General features: G+C 37.6%; 13 protein-coding genes. 10 read left to right on the top strand and 3 right to left on the bottom strand.

All coding sequences use genetic code 11. The annotated features are described in order from the left end of the window. Positions 1-17 precede the first annotated feature (17 nt). The 10 genes from rplL to dnaE all read left to right on the top strand — a co-directional run bounded on the left by rplL (position 18) and on the right by dnaE (position 16,747). Positions 18-395: a 50S ribosomal protein L7/L12 gene (rplL, locus tag CVPH_RS06275; RefSeq protein ID WP_201340874.1), complete on the top strand. Its 378-nt coding sequence runs from the start codon at positions 18-20 to the stop codon at positions 393-395. Positions 396-564: 169 nt separating this feature from the next. Then, positions 565-4,647 carry a DNA-directed RNA polymerase subunit beta gene (rpoB, locus tag CVPH_RS06270; protein WP_201340873.1) on the top strand — a complete coding sequence of 1,361 codons (4,083 nt, stop codon included), beginning with the start codon at positions 565-567 and terminating at the stop codon, positions 4,645-4,647. 13 nt (positions 4,648-4,660) lie between these two features. After that, positions 4,661-8,854 (top strand): DNA-directed RNA polymerase subunit beta', encoded by a 4,194-nt coding sequence (gene rpoC, locus CVPH_RS06265; protein ID WP_201340872.1) that lies wholly within the window; start codon positions 4,661-4,663, stop codon positions 8,852-8,854. 99 nt (positions 8,855-8,953) lie between these two features. Continuing rightward, on the top strand, positions 8,954-10,408 hold the full coding sequence (gene trpE, locus CVPH_RS06260; RefSeq protein WP_201340871.1) for an anthranilate synthase component I: 1,455 nt from the start codon (positions 8,954-8,956) through the stop codon (positions 10,406-10,408). Positions 10,409-10,771: 363 nt separating this feature from the next. Continuing rightward, complete coding sequence (soxX, locus tag CVPH_RS06255) at positions 10,772-11,119, top strand: sulfur oxidation c-type cytochrome SoxX (RefSeq protein WP_201340870.1); 348 nt, start codon at positions 10,772-10,774, stop codon at positions 11,117-11,119. 10 nt (positions 11,120-11,129) lie between these two features. Continuing rightward, a complete protein-coding gene (gene soxY / locus CVPH_RS06250; protein WP_201340869.1) occupies positions 11,130-11,573 on the top strand; it encodes a thiosulfate oxidation carrier protein SoxY in 444 nt (147 codons plus the stop codon). Positions 11,574-11,605: 32 nt separating this feature from the next. Further along, positions 11,606-11,908, top strand: coding sequence for a thiosulfate oxidation carrier complex protein SoxZ (soxZ, locus tag CVPH_RS06245; RefSeq protein WP_201340868.1), 303 nt, complete (start codon positions 11,606-11,608; stop codon positions 11,906-11,908). 27 nt (positions 11,909-11,935) lie between these two features. After that, positions 11,936-12,751: a sulfur oxidation c-type cytochrome SoxA gene (gene soxA, locus CVPH_RS06240; protein ID WP_201340867.1), complete on the top strand. Its 816-nt coding sequence runs from the start codon at positions 11,936-11,938 to the stop codon at positions 12,749-12,751. A gap of 9 nt (positions 12,752-12,760) precedes the next feature. Next, entirely contained in the window at positions 12,761-13,081 is a 321-nt protein-coding gene (locus tag CVPH_RS06235; protein WP_201340866.1) for a hypothetical protein, read from the top strand. Between the two features lie 231 nt (positions 13,082-13,312). After that, a complete protein-coding gene (gene dnaE / locus CVPH_RS06230) occupies positions 13,313-16,747 on the top strand; it encodes a DNA polymerase III subunit alpha (protein ID WP_201340865.1) in 3,435 nt (1,144 codons plus the stop codon). Here the strand turns inward: dnaE and CVPH_RS06225 are convergent. From CVPH_RS06225 to CVPH_RS06215, 3 genes are all read right to left on the bottom strand, one after another. Continuing rightward, positions 16,744-16,914 carry a hypothetical protein gene (locus tag CVPH_RS06225; protein WP_201340864.1) on the bottom strand — a complete coding sequence of 57 codons (171 nt, stop codon included), beginning with the start codon at positions 16,912-16,914 and terminating at the stop codon, positions 16,744-16,746. The genes dnaE and CVPH_RS06225 overlap by 4 nt on opposite strands. 209 nt (positions 16,915-17,123) lie before the next feature. Then, on the bottom strand, positions 17,124-18,050 hold the full coding sequence (locus CVPH_RS06220; RefSeq protein ID WP_201340863.1) for a ComEC/Rec2 family competence protein: 927 nt from the start codon (positions 18,048-18,050) through the stop codon (positions 17,124-17,126). 59 nt (positions 18,051-18,109) lie between these two features. After that, a complete protein-coding gene (locus CVPH_RS06215; RefSeq protein WP_201340862.1) occupies positions 18,110-18,334 on the bottom strand; it encodes a hypothetical protein in 225 nt (74 codons plus the stop codon). Between the last annotated feature and the right edge of the window lie 9 nt (positions 18,335-18,343).

The raw sequence follows: 18,343 nt of genomic DNA, 5'->3' as shown, positions 1-18,343 counted from the left end.
TAAAAGGAGTAACTATCATGGCTAAATTAACCAATGAAGATATTTTAAATGCAATTGCTGATATGTCGGTAATGGATGTTGTTGAATTAGTATCAGCAATGGAAGAAAAGTTTGGTGTAAGTGCAGCAGCAGTTACAGCAGCGCCAGTGGCAGCAGTAGATGCAGGTGACGCAGCAGTTGAGAAAGATGAGTTTGACGTTATGTTAACCTCATTTGGTGAGAAAAAAGTTGCTGTTATTAAGGCGGTTCGTAGCATTACTGGGCTGGGTCTTAAGGAAGCTAAAGACATGGTTGAGTCTGCGCCAGTAGCAATCAAAGAGGGTGCATCTAAGGCAGAAGCTGAGGATATCCAAAAACAGCTTGAAGAGGCTGGTGCTAGCGTAGAACTAAAATAATTAGTTAAACGCAAAAACCTAGAATCCTCGACAAGGGGATTTTGGCGTTTTATTTGTACACTAAATTAAAGTACAGACTCAATGAGATGTTTTTTAAAGATATCAATTGAAGTTTGTTGATTAAGAAGAAATTTTTTATATAACACGATCGATTCAATACGAGGTATTCATGGCTTATTCATTCACCGAAAAAAAGCGAATTAGAAATAACTTTGGTTCTAGGGAATCAATTTTGACCGAACCAGATTTACTAGCAATCCAAATTGACTCATTTAACAGTTTTATCCAAGCAGGTAGCAAAACCAAACAAGATGTTGGTTTACATGCTGTTTTTCAATCGGTGTTCCCGATTACTGCGGTTAATGGCTATGCACAAATTGAGTATGTTGATTATGGATTACAAGAACCTAAATTTAATGTTGAAGAATGTAAATTACGTGGCGTAACGTTTGCATCAACATTGCGTGTTAAATTAAATCTGGTTCTATTTGATAAGAATGGCTCAACCTTGAAGAAAAAACGCAAAGTTAAGCAAATTATTGAAGAAGATGTTTATTTAGGGCAATTGCCACTAATGACTGAAACGGGTACCTTTGTTATTAATGGCACTGAACGTGTTGTTGTGTCTCAACTACACAGGTCTCCCGGCGTTATTTTTGAGCATGATAAGGGTAAAACCCACTCTTCAGGTAAGATTTTGTTCTCTTCACGCATTATTCCTTATCGTGGTTCATGGTTGGATTTTGAATATGACCATCATGAACATTTGTATGTTCGAATTGACAGGCGTAGAAAATTACCAGTCACCACATTATTACGCGCCATGGGTCTAAGTAGTGAAGGTATTCTTGAAACCTTTTTTGAAAAGATTACTGTTAAATTAAAAGCTAAATCATGCAATTTAAGCATGGCGCCGATTCGCCTGCAACGCACAATTGCAGAATTTGATATTGTTGCCAATCAAAACGTGGTGGTTGAAAAAGGTCGTAGAATTACTGCTAAGCATGTTAAGTTATTGGAAAAAGCAGGTATTAAATCAATCAACGCGCCATTAGAGTATTTGCTTGATAAGGTAATCTCTGCTGATATTATTGATAAAGACACGGGTGAAATTTTAATATCAGCCAATACTGTTACTTCTGAAGAAGTATTAGAGTTATTAAACACCAATAAAGTTAAAAAAATAGAAATCCTTTATATTAATGCCTCTGAGACAGGTGCTTATATTTCAGATACATTACGCTTAGATGAAACACAAACCGAGATTGAAGCTCGTATGTCCATCTATCATGTAATGCGTCCGGGTGAGCCCGCCACTGAAGATGCGGTTAATCTATTATTTAACAATTTATTTTTTAAAAACGATCGCTATGATTTATCAAAAGTCGGCCGTATGAAGCTTAATCGTCGTTTAGGCATTGGGTCTGAAACAGGTGAACATGTATTAACCAATGATGACATTATTAGTGTTATTAAGTTACTCATTAATATTAAAGACGGTAATGATTTTGTTGATGATGTTGATACACTAGCCAACAGGCGCGTAAGAGCAATTGGTGAGATGATTGAAAATCAGTTCAGAATTGGCCTTGTTAGGGTTGAAAAAGCAGTCAGAGAGGGTTTGAATTTAGCTGAAACAGACGAATTAACGCCACAAGATTTAATTAATTCTAAGCCTGTATCTGCAGCAGTTAGAGAGTTTTTTGGCTCTTCTCAGCTGTCTCAATTTATGGATCAAGTGAATCCTTTGTCAGGAGTGACTCATAAGCGTCGTATTTCTGCGCTAGGTCCTGGCGGACTAACTCGTGAACGCGCTGGTTTTGAAGTGCGTGATGTACATCCTTCGCACTATGGTCGTTTGTGCCCAATTGAAACGCCAGAAGGCCCTAATATTGGTTTGATTAATACATTGGCTGTTTATGCCAAAACAAACAGTTATGGATTTTTAGAAACACCTTATCAAGTAGTTAAAAATGGTAAAGTGACTAAAGAGGTGATTTATGTCTCAGCCATTGATGAAATCACGCATACAATTGCACAAGCAAATGCAATAGTGAATGATAAAGGCAAGTTAATGGATGATCTTATTTCTTGTCGCCATAAGAATGAGTTTGTTTTGGTAAATTCATCAGAAGTGACGTTAATCGATATTGATTCTAAGCAAATTGCATCGGTGGCAGCAGCACTCATTCCTTTCTTAGAGCATGACGATGCGAACCGTGCGCTGATGGGCTCAAATATGCAACGCCAAGCTGTTCCTGTGTTAAAGGCTGAAAAACCATTGGTTGGCACAGGTATTGAGCGTGTTGTAGCAACGGACTCTCGTGTTTGCGTGACTGCTAAACATAGTGGTGTGGTTGAGGCGGTAGATGCATCACGTATTGTTATTCGCGTAGATTCTAAGCAAACTAAAGCAAGTGAGCTGGGTGTTGATATTTACAATTTGACCAAGTATTCGCGCTCCAATCAGAATACTTGTATTAACCAAAAGCCATTAGTTAAAGCTGGTGATAAAATTGCTGCTGGCGATGTTTTAGCAGATGGTCCATCAACTGATATGGGCGAGTTAGCATTGGGTCAAAATATGAAGATTGCCTTTATGCCTTGGAACGGCTATAACTTTGAAGATTCAATTTTAATTTCAGAAAAGGTTGTGCAAGAAGATCGTTATACAACTATTCATATTGAAGAGTTAACTGCTTATTCACGTGATACTAAATTAGGTCCTGAAGAGATTACCGCAGACATTCCAAATGTTAGCGAGTCAGCACTGGCTAAGTTAGATGAAGTGGGTGTTGTTTATGTAGGTGCTCGTGTTAAAGGCGGTGATATTTTAGTAGGTAAGGTAACCCCTAAGAGTGAAACAGTGCTTTCTCCTGAGGAAAAGTTACTCAGAGCTATTTTTGGCGAAAAAGCCAACAATGTTAAAGATTCATCATTACGTGTTGGCGCCTCTAAATTAGGTGTTGTTATTGATGTTCAAGTATTTACACGTGATCGTGTGGAAAAAGATGCCAGAGCATTAAGTATTGATGCAGAACGTTTAGAGAGAATTAAAAAAGACATTGACGATGAATTTGGCATTATTGATGGTGACATCTTCCGTCGCGTACGTTTAAAACTTTCTAGCAATGTACTGAGTAAGACTGTTGGTGATATTAAAGCAGGTGAGAAGCTAAGTGCCAAATTGATGAAAAAACTTGACAATAAAGACATTGCTAAGCTTAAAGTTGAAGATGCGACTGTTAATAAAGAAGTAGCAGCATTGGTCAAACAAGCTAAAACCAAGCAAGTTGAGTTTGAGAAATTTTTTGAAGAAGAAAGAGCTAAAATTAACGAAGGTGCAGAATTACCACCAGGGGTTATGAAAATGGTTAAGGTTTACGTGGCAACCCGTAAAACACTCCAAGTAGGTGACAAAATGGCCGGACGTCATGGTAATAAAGGTGTGATTTCACGTGTATCTCCAGTTGAAGATATGCCTTATCTTGCAGACGGTTCTACCATAGATGTTGTGCTTAATCCACTAGGCGTACCATCACGTATGAATGTGGGCCAAGTGTTAGAAGTTCACTTAGGTTATGCTGCCAAAGGTTTGGGACATAAAATTGCTGCCATATTAGATGAAAAACGCACTGAGATGGTTAAACAGATTAGAGACTTCTTAGACAAGGTTTATAACTCCCATGGCAAGCAAGAAGATTTAGCATCATTTAATGATGAAGAAATTATTGAACTGGCAAATAATCTTCGTGAAGGCGTGCCAATGGCAACACCAGTATTTGATGGCATTAAAGAAGAAGACATTAAATCATTACTTAGGTTGGCTGATTTGCCAGAGTCTGGACAAGAACAATTGTACGATGGTCGTACAGGCGAGCCATTTGATCGCCACGTGACCGTCGGCTATATGCACATGTTAAAACTGAACCATTTGGTTGATGACAAGATGCATGCGCGTTCTACTGGCCCTTATTCACTAGTGACACAACAACCACTTAGTGGCAAGGCTCAGTTTGGCGGTCAAAGATTTGGTGAGATGGAGGTGTGGGCATTAGAAGCTTATGGTGCAGCACACACATTGCGCGAAATGTTAACCGTAAAATCTGATGACGTTGCAGGACGAGCAAAAATCTATAAGAGCATTGTTGATGGTAAGAATTTAACAGAGTCGGTCATGCCAGAATCATTTAACGTTTTGGTAAAAGAGATTCGTTCGTTAGGTATTGATGTTGAGTTAGAGCAACACTAATTAGGAGAATTCAATGAGAGATTTATTAAAAATTCATAAGTTAGAGCAAAAAGAGCAAGATTTTGACGCAATTAGAGTTGGACTGGCTTCTCCTGAGAAGATTCGTTCATGGTCATATGGCGAGGTTAAAAAGCCTGAAACTATTAATTATCGTACCTTTAAGCCTGAAAGAGAAGGTTTGTTTTGTGCCAAAATATTTGGTCCCATGAAAGATTTTGAGTGTTTGTGCGGTAAGTATAAACGCATGAAGTTTCGCAACGTTGTGTGTGAAAAATGTGGGGTTGAGGTAACGTATTCAAAGGTTCGCCGTGAGCGTATGGGCCATATCGAATTAGCAGCACCAGTTGCGCATATTTGGTATTTAAAATCTTTGCCTTCGCGTCTGGGATTATTGATGGATATGACACTCAAGGATATTGAGCGTGTGCTTTATTTTGAAGCATTCTTAGTGACTGATCCAGGTTCAACACCACTCGTGCATAAACAGTTATTAACTGAAGAGATGTATTTTGATGCACTAGACGAATATGGTGATGACGAGTTTGAAGCAAAAATGGGTGCAGAGGCTATTCAAGATGTTTTATCCGACATGAAACTTGAGGTTGAGGCGGCTAATTTACGTGAAGATAGTCTGAATACAAAAAGTCAAACTAAACTTAAAAAATACAATAAACGCCTTAAATTGGTTAATTCATTAATCCAATCTGGCAATAAGCCTGAATGGATGGTGTTAAAAGTATTGCCAATTCTTCCACCTGACTTACGTCCTTTAGTGCCATTAGATGGCGGTCGTTTTGCGACTTCAGATCTTAACGACTTATATCGTCGCGTAATTAACCGCAATAATCGTTTAGCACGTTTACTAGAACTTGATGCGCCTGAAATCATTGTTCGCAATGAAAAGCGTATGTTACAGGAAGCAGTAGACTCACTCATTGATAATGGTCGTCGTGGCCGTGCTGTGATGGGTAATAATCGTCGTCCTTTGAAATCTATATCAGATATGATTAAAGGCAAGCAAGGGCGTTTCCGCCAAAACTTATTAGGTAAGCGAGTTGACTATTCAGGTCGTTCGGTGATTGTTTGTGGACCATATCTTAAGTTGCACCAGTGTGGTTTGCCTAAGAAAATGGCATTAGAATTATTTAAGCCATTTGTTTATAATAGATTGCAAGCCAAAGGCTTGGCTTCAACCATTAAAGCCGCTAAGAAAATGGTTGAAAACGAATCACCAGAAGTGTGGGATATTTTAGAAAAAGTCGTGCATCAGCACCCGGTGCTACTAAACCGTGCACCAACATTGCACCGTTTAGGTATCCAAGCGTTTGAGCCGCTACTAATTGAAGGCAAAGCCATTCAGTTACATCCACTTGTCTGTGGTGCATTCAATGCTGACTTTGATGGCGACCAAATGGCAGTACATGTGCCTTTATCTGAAGAGGCACAATTAGAGGCAAGAACCTTGATGTTGGCGTCTAATAATGTATTGCACCTTGCTAGTGGTGAGCCTATTATTGTGCCTTCGCAAGATGTTATTTTGGGTCTTTATTATATGACTCGTGAGATGATTAATCAAAAAGGTGAGGGACTAATTTTTGCAAATGCAACCGAAGCGCTTAACGCTTATGAGTCTGGCAATGTCACCTTGCATGCTAAGGTTAAATTACGCATTCAGGATTATCAAAAAATTGATGGTAAATTTGAGCCTAGCACTAAACGTATCGTTGATACCACGGTGGGTCGTTCGATTTTTTCAAGAATTTTGCCGAATGGCTTGTCATTTGATTTAATCAATGAGGCCATTAGTAAAAAAGTAGTTTCTAATTTAATTCATGTTTGCTACCGCACGCAAGAATTAAAGCAAACGGTTATGTTTGCTGATCAAATGATGTATATGGGTTTCCAATATTCAACCAAATCAGGTATTTCATTTTGTTCAAATGATATGATTATTCCAGACTCTAAAGCCATGATGATTGAACAGGCAGAGGTTCAAGTTAAAGATATTCAGGAGCAATTTTCTAAAGGTGTTGTGACCGATGGTGAGCGCTATAACAAGGTGATTGATATTTGGTCACGTACTTCTGAAAAAGTGGCAAAAGCCATGATGGACGAGATTGGTTTTGAAGATTTTACTGACGCTGATGGCAAGACTCAAAAACTTGCCTCATTTAACTCGGTTTATATGATGGCTGATTCAGGTGCAAGAGGCTCTCCTGCGCAAATGCGTCAGTTATCAGGCATGCGTGGATTGATGGCAAAGCCAGATGGGTCAATTATTGAAACCCCAATTACGTCAAACTTCCGTGAAGGTTTGAACAACATGCAGTATTTTATTTCTACACATGGCGCACGTAAAGGTTTGGCTGATATAGCACTGAAAACAGCAAACTCTGGTTATTTAACCAGGCGTTTGGTGGATGTTGGACAAGACTTGGTTATTACTGAAGATGATTGTGGTACCGATAATGGCTTAATTATGAAAGCAGTGATTGACGGTGGTAATATTGTACAAACCTTAGGTGCAGCAACATTAGGTCGAGTGACAGCAGAAGCCGTATTAATGCCAGATTCAACGAATGTATTTTTAGAAAAAAGTCATTTAGTATCCTTGGATGATTCAGACAAGATTAATGAATTAGGCATTGAGTCGATGAAAGTGCGCTCAGCCATCACTTGCGATACACGTTATGGCGTGTGCTCATCATGCTATGGTAATGATATGGCACGTGGCCATAAAATTGGTGTTGGTTGGGCAATTGGTGTTATTGCAGCACAATCCATTGGTGAGCCAGGTACGCAGTTAACCATGCGTACTTTCCATATTGGTGGCGCTGCATCCGCTTCTACTGCAGTCAGTAGTATCAATGTTAATACGGATGGTGTTGCACATTTTGAAAATTTAAAATCAATCACCAATGAAAATAATGATTTAGTGGTCATTTCTCGTTCTTCTGAGGTGACTATTCGTAATAACAAAGGTCAAGAGGTTGAACGTTATAAAATTCCTTATGGCGCGATTGTACATGTGCAAGAAGGAGGTACGGTTAAAGCAAAAGATAAGATTGCTGACTGGGATCCGCATACACATCCTATTATTTCTGAACAAGCAGGTCGCGTTATTTTTGTAGATTTTGTTGAGGGTTTGACCGTTGATAAAAATACCGATCCATTGACAGGCTTAACTTTTTTTGAGATGATTGATGAAGCCGAAAGATCAACAGCAGCAAAAGGACTAAAGCCGCTAATTAAAATGGTTGAGGAGAGTGATTCTGAGGTTGTGCTATCAACACATTATTTGCCATCAACTGTTAAGATTAATTTAGACGACAATCAAGTGATTGCAGCAGGTGAAGTATTGGCTAAAATTCCTAAAGATTTGTCTAAAACAAGTGATATTACGGGCGGTCTACCACGTGTTGCTGATTTATTTGAAGCGCGCAAGGCTAAAGATCATTCAATTCTTGCAGAAGCAACTGGCGTTATTAGTTTTGGTAGTTCTACCAAATCTAAAGACCGTCTAATTATTACTAGTGCAGAAGGTGAAGCCATTGAAATGATGATTCACAAATGGCGTCAAATTAACGTATTTGATGGTGAAACGATTGAAAAAGGCGATGTAATTTCAGATGGTCCATCTAACCCACATGATATCTTACGTCTATTGGGTGTTGAGGCGTTGGCTAATTATGTTGTTAGAGAAGTTCAAAATGTTTATCGCTTACAAGGTGTTAATATTTCTGATAAACATATTGAAGTAATTGTTAAACAAATGCTACGTAAAGTTGAGGTTCTTGATGCGGGCGATTCATTATTTGTTAATGGCGAAACTGCTGAATATGGTCGAGTGATTGAAATCAATAAACAATTGGAAGCGCAGGGTAAAGACTTAATCATCTATCAAAGGTTGTTAATGGGTATCACCAAAGCGTCTTTGGCAACTGAGTCATTTATTTCTGCTGCCTCGTTCCAAGAAACAACTCGTGTGTTAACAGAAGCTTCAACAACAGGACGTGTGGACACACTCCAAGGTTTGAAAGAAAACGTGATTGTGGGTCGATTGATTCCAGCAGGTACAGGTTTTAAACATCATCAAAAACGTCGTGCTCAATATGTTGCAAGCATTACGCAAACAGTTGATGCGCAGCAGGCACTGGCTGATCAATTAAACGAAGCAGAGGAGCAAGCACAAGAAGGGCGATATTAACTTTTGCTTAAAAATAAAAAACCGCATTAATCAAAATTGATGCGGTTTTTTTATTAGAAGGTTTAAAATACTTGGAATTTCTATATAAATACTGTTTATATGAATCAATCTAGTTTCAATCAATTTGTTGAACAAGGCTATAACCATATTCCCGTTTTTAAGGAGATGGTTATAGATACTGATACCGCATTAAGTTTGTATTTAAAACTGGCAGATACGCCTTATTCTTATCTTTTTGAATCCGTACAAGGTGGAGAAAAATGGGGTCGCTATTCAATGATTGGCTTGAGTGCACAAACCATTATTAAAGTGTTTGGTTATGAGGTTTGTATTGAGAAAAATTCACAGCAATCTGAGCCATTCATTGTAGAAGACCCATTGCTGTGGATTGAACAATATCAACAGCAATACAAGGTGCCAAAAATTGATAATTTGCCGGAGTTTAATGGCGGTTTGGTGGGCTATTTCGGCTATGAAATTATTCACTATATTGAACCAAAATTAACACATGCCAAGCAAAAAGATGAGCTTAATATTGCGGATATTATGCTTATGGTGTCTAATGATTTGGTGGTATTTGATAATTTAGCCAATAAAGCTTTTTTAATGACACATATTAATCCTGCCAAGCAAAGTTTTAAAGATGCGCAATCAAGGTTAAGTGAAATCGAACATCAGATTAACCAGCCTTTAATTAAAAAAGATTATCAATCTGATCATCTTAGTAGTGCAGATTTTATCTCTAGCTTTGGCGAGCAAAACTATAAAGCCGCAGTTGATACCATTCAGCAATATATCAAGGCTGGTGATGTCATGCAGGTGGTGCCTTCACAAAGACTTAGTGCAGTATTCAAAGCACCACCAATTGAGTTATATCGGCAACTTAGACGCCTCAATCCATCACCTTATATGTATTATCTTAACTTGGATGATATTATGATTATTGGCTCTTCACCAGAGATTCTCACTCGTGTGGATAGCAATAGACGTGCAACCGTCAGACCTATGGCGGGCACTCGTGCGCGCAGTAAGAACCACGCCCAAGATTTGGCATTAGAGCAAGACTTACTAAATGATGAAAAAGAAATTGCAGAACATTTAATGTTAATTGACTTGGGTCGTAATGATTTAGGCCGTATTGCAAAAACTGGCACAGTTAAGTTGACTGATAAAATGTTTGTTGAGCGCTATTCGCATGTGATGCATATTGTGTCAAACGTTGAATGTGAGCTTAAAGACGATGTAAGTGTGATTGATGTTTTAAAAGCAACTTTTCCAGCAGGTACACTCAGTGGTGCGCCTAAAGTACGAGCAATGGAGATTATCAATGAGATTGAGCCTTTAAAACGCAATATTTATTCAGGTGCAATTGGCTATTTATCTTGGCATGGATGTATGGATATGGCAATTGCTATTCGTACTGCTGTGATTAAAGACCAAATGCTTTATGTTCAAGCTGGAGCGGGCATTGTTTATGACTCTATAGCACAATCAGAGTGGGATGAGACTATGCATAAAGCCCAAGCACTTATCAAGGCTGCACAGCGGGTTTAAGTGGAAAAAATTAACTAAATAATTTCTTCTTGTTTGGTTATTTTTTTACTTCTTCTTGAAGAATAACTTAGTTTTTTTCTGTAAATACATGTGTTTTAAGCTTAAACAAGTAATATTTATTTTTTTATAAACGGCATTATTTACAATTGGTATGAAAAGCTATTTTGAAATAAGGTTATAAAACATAGACATTACGTGATATTATTTTTAGAAGTTTAGAATATTATAATATAACGCTTTAATAAAAGGGTTGCAAAGTATTTTTAAGTGCTATATCATTCCTCTCGTCAAGAATCGTCAAGAATCGTCAAGGCTTAATGCCTTGTTGAAGGATTTATTTTTTTATATAAAGAGGAGAGAAATATGAAAAAAACCATTTCTTCTATCTCAGTAGTTGTGACATTGGCATCATTATTTATGATGCCAACACAAGCAGGTGCTAAAGAGATGACGGGCGAAGAGGTAACTTTCGGTCGTAAGTTAGGCAATTGTCTAGCATGTCACATGATTCCAGGTGGTAGTTTGCCAGGAACAATTGGACCACCACTACTTGCAATGAAAGCAAGATTTCCAAATAAGGCTGATTTAAGAGAGCAAATTTGGGATGCAACTATTAAGAATCCACATTCAATTATGCCTCCATTTGGTAAGCACCAAGCGTTAAGCGAGAAGCAAATTGATCAAATTACAGATTTCATTTATTCAAAATAAGGAGAGCAAGATGAAAAGAAGGTTATTTCTAAAAAGTGCAATGGCAGGTTCTGCAGTTGCTACAGCAGTAGGTGCAGGCTTACTAACACCAGGCATGGTTTTTGCTAATTCTGCAAGTTTTAAGGTTAAATCAGATGCAGCAACTGCTTTGGTTGCAAGTGTTGGTCAAGGTTCATTCAAATTCAAAGCACCTAAGATTGCTGAGAATGGTGCGGTAGTGCCAATGACAGTGGATGCTTCTAAGATTAAAGGCGTAACAAATATTTCTTTTTATATTAAGAATAACTCCACCCCTTTAGCAGCTTCATTTAATTTATCTGGCGCTCAGGGTCATGTTTCTACTCGTGTTAAGATGGGTAAAACTTCTCTAGTTATAGCGTTAGTAACAGCAGGTGGCACAACAACTTCTAAAACTCAAGAAGTCAAAGTAACGATTGGCGGCTGTGGCGGTTAATTAACTAATTATATTAAAAGGAGGATATAAAAATGGCAAGTATTAAATTAAAGCCCAAGGCTAGAAAAGGTGTTATTGGTATTAAGTGTTTAATTAAGCACCCTATGGAGACAGGCTTACGTAAGAAAAAAGGTAAAATCGTACCAGCTAACTATATTGAAAATATGGTTATATTACATAATGGCAACAAAGTTGTAGACGCTGATATCGGTAGTTCAATTTCTAAAAACCCATATTTTAAGTTTAACGTTCCTGGTAAGAAGGGCGACACAATTGAACTTAAGTATAAAGACAATAAAGGTAAAACAGGTTCTGCAACTGCAAAGTCTAAATAACTGTTTATAATTATTGAGGAGGGATTAATGAAAAAACTAATAGCCACAGTGGCTGGTTTAGGTTTGTTGGTTAGCGTGGCATCAGCTGATGTTGCATCCGATCAAAAGGCCTTTATTAACCACTTTAAAACAATTCTTCCGGGTGTTGAATTTGCAGACTACACCAATGGTGTATATGCGATTGATCAAGGCTCAAGAGAACAATTTGAAGAAATCCTAGATGGCATTCCTCCTTATGAGGAAGCGGTAGAGAAGGGCGGTAAGGAGTATTTGAAGTTCGGTCTTAATAAGTGTGCTTCACTTAAAGATCCTGCAGCAGCTCGTGTTAAACATCCGTACTTTGATGAAGCGACCCAGCAAGTGGTTACACTTGAAAGTACGATTAAAAAGTGTTATCAACAACAAACTGGCAAAAAGCTAGGTTCTAAGAAAGGTAAAATTGCGCGTATTAGTGCTTGGATTTCAGATCAAGCAGCTGGACAAAAGATTAATGTAAAGGTTGAGTCTACTGGTGCTAAGGCGGCTTATGAGAAAGGTAAAGCTTTCTTTTATGCTAAGCGTGGTCAGTTCAACATGTCTTGTGCAGATTGTCATGTGTATAACGCAGGCAAAAAAGCACGCGCTGATATTTTATCACCTGCGTTAGGTCATACTACTCACCTACCTATGTATCGTGCAAAATGGGCTGGTATGGGTACACTACACTGTCGTTATGGTGGTTGTTTGAAGAACATGCGTGCCAAGCCATTAAAAGCTCAGACAGAAGCGTTTCGTAATATGGAATTCTTTCATCAAGCAATGAGCAACGGTCTTGAAATTACTGCTGATAGATACAGAAAATAGGAGACATTAATGAAAAAAGTATTATTAACAACTTTGACACTATTTGCTTTAACAGTTCAGGCTGATTCCTTGGACGGTTCGCATAACTGGAATAATGGTTCTTCTGATTCATTTAAGTCTGCCATTAAAGCGGCGCAGACTGGTTATAAAGCCAATCTTGCTGTAAATATGGCATGGCGTGATACTGGAAAAATGATCAAAAAAGCTAAAAAATTGTATAAAGCAGGTAACAATGCTGCGGCAATTGCTTTGGCGAATAAAGCTCATAAGCAAACAATTAATGCAACAGCACAAACTGCATTGGCAAAAACAGCCGGACCTAGGTTCTAAGGGGTCTAGTGAGTTAGAAAAAATACCCCAATGTTGGGGTGTGTTTTTGTCTATTGTTTGTTGTAAAAAAAGCCTGTATTAATTTTTTTTAATCAACAATAAGAAATTCTCAATAATTTTTATTCTATCTGACATATATTTTGAAAACTTTCAGCACTTTTAAAATAAAAAAAGTTCTTTAGACTTGTAAAATAGATAAGTATTTCATCAAATTTATTTTAATCATTCTTAATGGCTAATTCTGGTTTTGTGCATCTACATTGTCAAAGTGAATTCTCAGTTGAGAACTCTTTGGTGCGTATTCCAAAATTGATTGAAAAAGCACAAGAAATTGGTATGGATTCAATTGCACTAACGGATGAGTCCAATCTTTTTGCTGCCGTTAAATTTTATCAAAAAGCCACTGCCGCCAATATCAAGCCAATATTTGGTGCTAGAATTAATGTCAAAGATAAAGAGGGTGAGTTTTATTCGGTTTTATTATTGTGTCAAGATCGCCAAGGCTACCTTAATCTTTCTGAATTGATTTCTTTGTCTTATACTCAAGGACGATCGTTTGAGTGTGTTAGTGTAACGCAGCAACAACTAATTAATTATAACCAAGGTTTGATTATGATTGCAACACCTATTTATAGCGATGTAGCTAAGCACTTAATATCAAATCAAATGATTGAGGCCAAGCAAAAAGCTGAATTTTGGCAGACTGTTTTTGTTGAACGTTATTATTTAGGTGTACAGAGAACTTCAAGGGAGTTTGATGAAAAACACTTACATCTTTGTGTTGAATTGGCGCTCGGGCTTAGTATTGCTGTTGTGGCAACAAACGATGTGCAGTTTTTAAATGAAAGTGATTTTGATGCACATGAGGCCAGAATTTGTATTGCTCAGGGTGGTCTTTTAGATGATACACGGCGTGAGCGACATTTTTCTAACCAGCAATTTTTAAAATCATCTGAGAAAATGCATGAACTGTTTGCTGATTTACCAGAAATTTTAGAAAATACATTAGAAATTGCCAAACGTTGTAATGTACATTTTGAGCTATTTAAAAAAAATTATTTGCCAGATTTTCCTGTGCCAGAAGGCTTAACCATAGAGCAGTTTTTTTTTGAAGAGTCGGAGCGTGGTTTGGTTCAGCGCTTACAAAACTTAAAAGTTGATGCGCAGGTTTATCACCAGCGCTTAAAATTTGAGCTTGATGTTATTATTCAAATGGGATTTTCAGGTTATTTTTTAATTGTGGCAGATTTTATTAGATGGTCAAAAGAAAATGACATTCCAGTAGGTCCTGGTCGTGGTTCTGGTGCTGGTTCTTTAGTGGCTTATGTTTTGGGAATTACTAATATTGATCCGATTAAGCATGAATTGTTATTTGAGCGTTTTTTAAATCCAGAGCGGGTTTCAATGCCAGATTTTGATATTGATTTTTGCACTGATCGTCGAGATGAAGTGATTGATTATGTGTCCAAAAAGTACGGTCATGAAAAGGTTTCACAAATTATTACTTATGGTACGATGGCGGCTAAAGGCGTGGTGCGTGATGCGGGGCGTGTTTTGGGCCATCCTTATGGGTTTAGTGATAAAATATCAAAGATGATTCCTAATGATTTGAAAATGACACTTGAAAAAGCCTTGAGTGCGCCTGAAGAAGGAGGCTCGGAGGAATTGCGAGCTCGTTATGATTCGGAAGAAAGCGTAACCGCATTAATTGATCTTTCTAAGCAGTTAGAAGGCTTAGTGCGAAATGTTGGTACACATGCAGGCGGTGTGGTGATTGCACCAAGCAAGATTAGTGATTTTTGTCCAGTATATAAAGGTTATGGTGAGAATGATGGCGTAGTTTCTCAGTTTGATAAAGATGATGTTGAAGCGGTTGGTTTGGTTAAATTTGACTTTTTAGGATTGTCTAATTTAACGGTTATTCACAAGGCTGTTAAACTGATTAGTGCTAAAGGTTTGTCAGATGAGCCGATTGATTTAGATGCTTTACCACTGGATGACAAAAAAGTTTATGAGTTGCTTCAACGTTGTGACACAACAGGTATTTTTCAATTAGAGTCTGAAGGTATGCGTAGTTATCTAAAGAAACTGCAAGCGGATAATTTTGAAGATATTGTTGCCATGTTAGCGCTGTATCGCCCAGGCCCATTGGATGCAGGCATGGTAGATGATTATATTAATGTAAAACATGGCGCACAGGTTAAATACCCACACCCAATGCTAGAGCAAATCCTTAAGCCAACTAATGGTGTGTTTTTGTACCAAGAGCAAGTAATGAAAACAGCACAAGTAATGGCAGGCTACTCTTTAGGTGGCGCAGATTTACTTAGGCGTGCGATGGGTAAGAAAAAAGCCAGCGAGATGAGTCGTCAGCGTAGTGTGTTTGTTAAAGGTGCTGCTGAAAAAGGCATTGACGAGAAAAAAGCCAATGAAATTTTCGATTTGATTGATAAATTTTCAGGCTATGGTTTTAATAAATCTCACTCGGTGGCATATGCCTATGTGTCTTATCATACTGCTTGGCTTAAGTCTCACTATCCTGCGCCTTTTATGGCGGCAGTTTTATCCGGCATGATGGACGATACAGAGAGAATCTCATTTACCATTAGTGAAGTGCGCCAAATGGGCTTGATGGTTAATGGACCAAACGTATGTGAATCTAATTATGAATTTAGCATTAATGATGTAAAAACAGTTGTATATGGTCTTGGCGCAATTAAAGGCGTGGGTGGGGCGTTGGTTGATGCGCTCGTATTTGAGCGTAATGCTAATGGCGCTTATAAAGATTTATTTGAGTTTTGTTCTAGAATTGAAAAGCGTTATTTAAACAAGCGTGCTATTGAAGCATTGATTTATAGTGGTGCTTTTGATGTGTTAGGCGTGGATAGAGCAAGTTTAATCAAAACCTACCCTACAGCCGTTAGACAAGCAGAACAGAAGCAAAATGATCATTCTAGTGGTCAGAACGGGTTGTTTTCCAATGTTGAACAACATAATGAATATGAGGCACATTATCTTTCAGCGCCAAGTTTTTCGTTTAAAGAGAGGCTGCAACTAGAAAAAAGCGTGCTGGGTTATTATTTTGATGACCATCCTACTGATGAATATAAAGCCGATTTAAAGCATATTGGTGCAACATTGCCTTCTAAAATTGTCTTTAGAAATAATAAAGATGTGCGTGTATTGGTATTGATTTCAGAGCTACGTTATCGTGCTACTAAGAGTGGTGGGCAAATTGCTCTGGTCACGGTTGAAGATGGTGCTAAGCTATTAAATGCTGTGGTATTTACTAAAACCCTAGGTTTAGTAAGTGATAAACTTATTGTTGATGAAGTGGTGGTGATTTCAGGCAAGATTAATAAAGATTCCAGAGATCAGTGGCAAGTAGTGGTTGATAAAATTGAAAATATTGGGCAAGTGAAAATGAGTTACGCTAAGGGCTTTGAAGTATTATTAAATACTAAACACCAGTCAATTTTTGACAAACTTGTCAAAGTGCTACTTGAGCATAAAGGCAATTGCCCTGTTAAAATCTCTTATATGACTGATAATTTAAGAGGTGGCATGCTGCTAAACAAAGCCTATTTGGTGGCGCCCAATCAACAACTAATTGACGCTGTTAACACCTTGGCTCAAGACCAAGTTAGCAAGATTTATTATCATTAGTTGCATTGGCGCTGATAGTAGTGTGTATAATCTAGCCTGTATTGATTAATTGCAATGTCTTTATCTAGAAAAATTTCAATTTGTCCAGCACAACTGGTATTAAGAATCTTAATGTTATGATTTTTGTATCTATTTACAACGACCTTAGCAGGGCAGGGGGTGATCAAATCTATTTTTATAGCCGCTAGAAATAACAACCCATTTGGGTGAAACTACGTCTAAGAATTTATCACTTGATAAAGTTTTACTACCATGATGTGGGCTAATGAGTATACTGCTAGGAAGTTTGTTTTTTTTTGATTAGAGATTAAATATTTTTCAGCTTTTTTCTCAGTATCGCCGCTGAGCAGTATTGAGTGTGAATGGGTTGATATTTTCAAAACACATGAGGCATTATTGCCTTTGAAATTATCATCAGGATTGAGTATTTCAAACAGCACATCATCCCAAACCCAATGCTGTCCTTTTTTGCACAAGGTTGTGGTTGCTTTAATTTTATCCAAATATTGAATTTGTTTTGAGCACAAGTAAGGAATGACGACCGCATCACCCATGTTAAATCCAGAAGGGTAACCCCACTGCCTGTATCAAATAATAGAGTGTGATTTTGGGTGTGAATTACATTTGCAAGCCCTTGTCCAACATCAAGCATTGTGACAACAGCCGATCCCTTAGTTATTTTTTCAAAAGGGTGAAATACAATTAGTAATAATAAAACCAGTGCTATCTTACGAAGTTTAAGCGCTGAAGGTAGTATTGCGATGATTAATAGCAACATTTCAACGCTTGATGCTTGGGTGTAATACCACTGATTAAAATTAAGGCTTTGTAGATATTCAAGTAAAATTGATAGAATAATCAAGGATTGATTGGCAATATCAAAACTCAGTGTGGCTAGCCAAGAAAGTTGTAAATGAGCAAATATTGCACCTATAAGTGCAAATGGCGTACTGATAAAACTAAATATTGGAATGGCAACTAGATTGGCAATAGGTGAAAGAATTGACCCAGAATTAAAAAACCAAGTAACCAAAGGCATTGTGGTGATGCTAATCAGTAATTGAATATAGATAAGTCGAACAATCCAGTGCCTGTTTTTGTGTTGACTAGTACCGTAAATAATAATAGCAACTACATAAAAAGACAACCAAAAGCCCACGCTAAAAATACTGACTGGATTAATGACAAGCACCAATAACAAGCGCATTAAGCACACACCACCAAATTGTAATTTATTTAAAAATTTAGACAAGGTTTGTTTAATGTTTTGCCTAAATTTGTTTGTAAAATAACCACTGTTCATAGTCAAAAACCACCTAAATTTTGATAGCCATTATTGCGTTTTAGTGTTACCTACAAATACTATTGATCATTGGCTTGCAATACTGGTAAATTTTTGCCATACCAAGACAATTTGACTTTGGCATTAAAGGGCTGTTCAACTTTGAAAATAAAAGTTGTTTTATGGCTTGATATTTTTCCAATAATATTGATTGGCGTATTTAGATAAACAGCGTCAATTTTAGATTTTAAAATATGGGTAGAAAACACTCTCATCCAAGCAAAACCCAGCAGCAGAATCATCATGTTGATTGA

Origin of the sequence: Abyssogena phaseoliformis symbiont OG214 (genome assembly GCF_016592595.1) — a bacterium.
Lineage (GTDB): Bacteria > Pseudomonadota > Gammaproteobacteria > PS1 > Pseudothioglobaceae > Ruthia.
The sequence above is the reverse complement of the archived record's forward strand: the minus strand, read 5'-3'. Positions and strand labels throughout refer to the sequence as shown.

Excerpts from the sequence above, each read along its gene's own strand:
- rplL (WP_201340874.1), top strand. The coding sequence starts at position 18 with ATGGCTAAATTAACCAATGAAGATATTTTAAATGCAATTGCTGATATG.
- rpoB (WP_201340873.1), top strand. The coding sequence starts at position 565 with ATGGCTTATTCATTCACCGAAAAAAAGCGAATTAGAAATAACTTTGGT.
- rpoC (WP_201340872.1), top strand. The coding sequence starts at position 4,661 with ATGAGAGATTTATTAAAAATTCATAAGTTAGAGCAAAAAGAGCAAGAT.
- trpE (WP_201340871.1), top strand. The coding sequence starts at position 8,954 with ATGAATCAATCTAGTTTCAATCAATTTGTTGAACAAGGCTATAACCAT.
- soxX (WP_201340870.1), top strand. The coding sequence starts at position 10,772 with ATGAAAAAAACCATTTCTTCTATCTCAGTAGTTGTGACATTGGCATCA.
- soxY (WP_201340869.1), top strand. The coding sequence starts at position 11,130 with ATGAAAAGAAGGTTATTTCTAAAAAGTGCAATGGCAGGTTCTGCAGTT.
- soxZ (WP_201340868.1), top strand. The coding sequence starts at position 11,606 with ATGGCAAGTATTAAATTAAAGCCCAAGGCTAGAAAAGGTGTTATTGGT.
- soxA (WP_201340867.1), top strand. The coding sequence starts at position 11,936 with ATGAAAAAACTAATAGCCACAGTGGCTGGTTTAGGTTTGTTGGTTAGC.
- CVPH_RS06235 (WP_201340866.1), top strand. The coding sequence starts at position 12,761 with ATGAAAAAAGTATTATTAACAACTTTGACACTATTTGCTTTAACAGTT.
- dnaE (WP_201340865.1), top strand. The coding sequence starts at position 13,313 with ATGGCTAATTCTGGTTTTGTGCATCTACATTGTCAAAGTGAATTCTCA.
- CVPH_RS06220 (WP_201340863.1), bottom strand. The coding sequence starts at position 18,050 with ATGAACAGTGGTTATTTTACAAACAAATTTAGGCAAAACATTAAACAA.
- CVPH_RS06215 (WP_201340862.1), bottom strand. The coding sequence starts at position 18,334 with ATGATGATTCTGCTGCTGGGTTTTGCTTGGATGAGAGTGTTTTCTACC.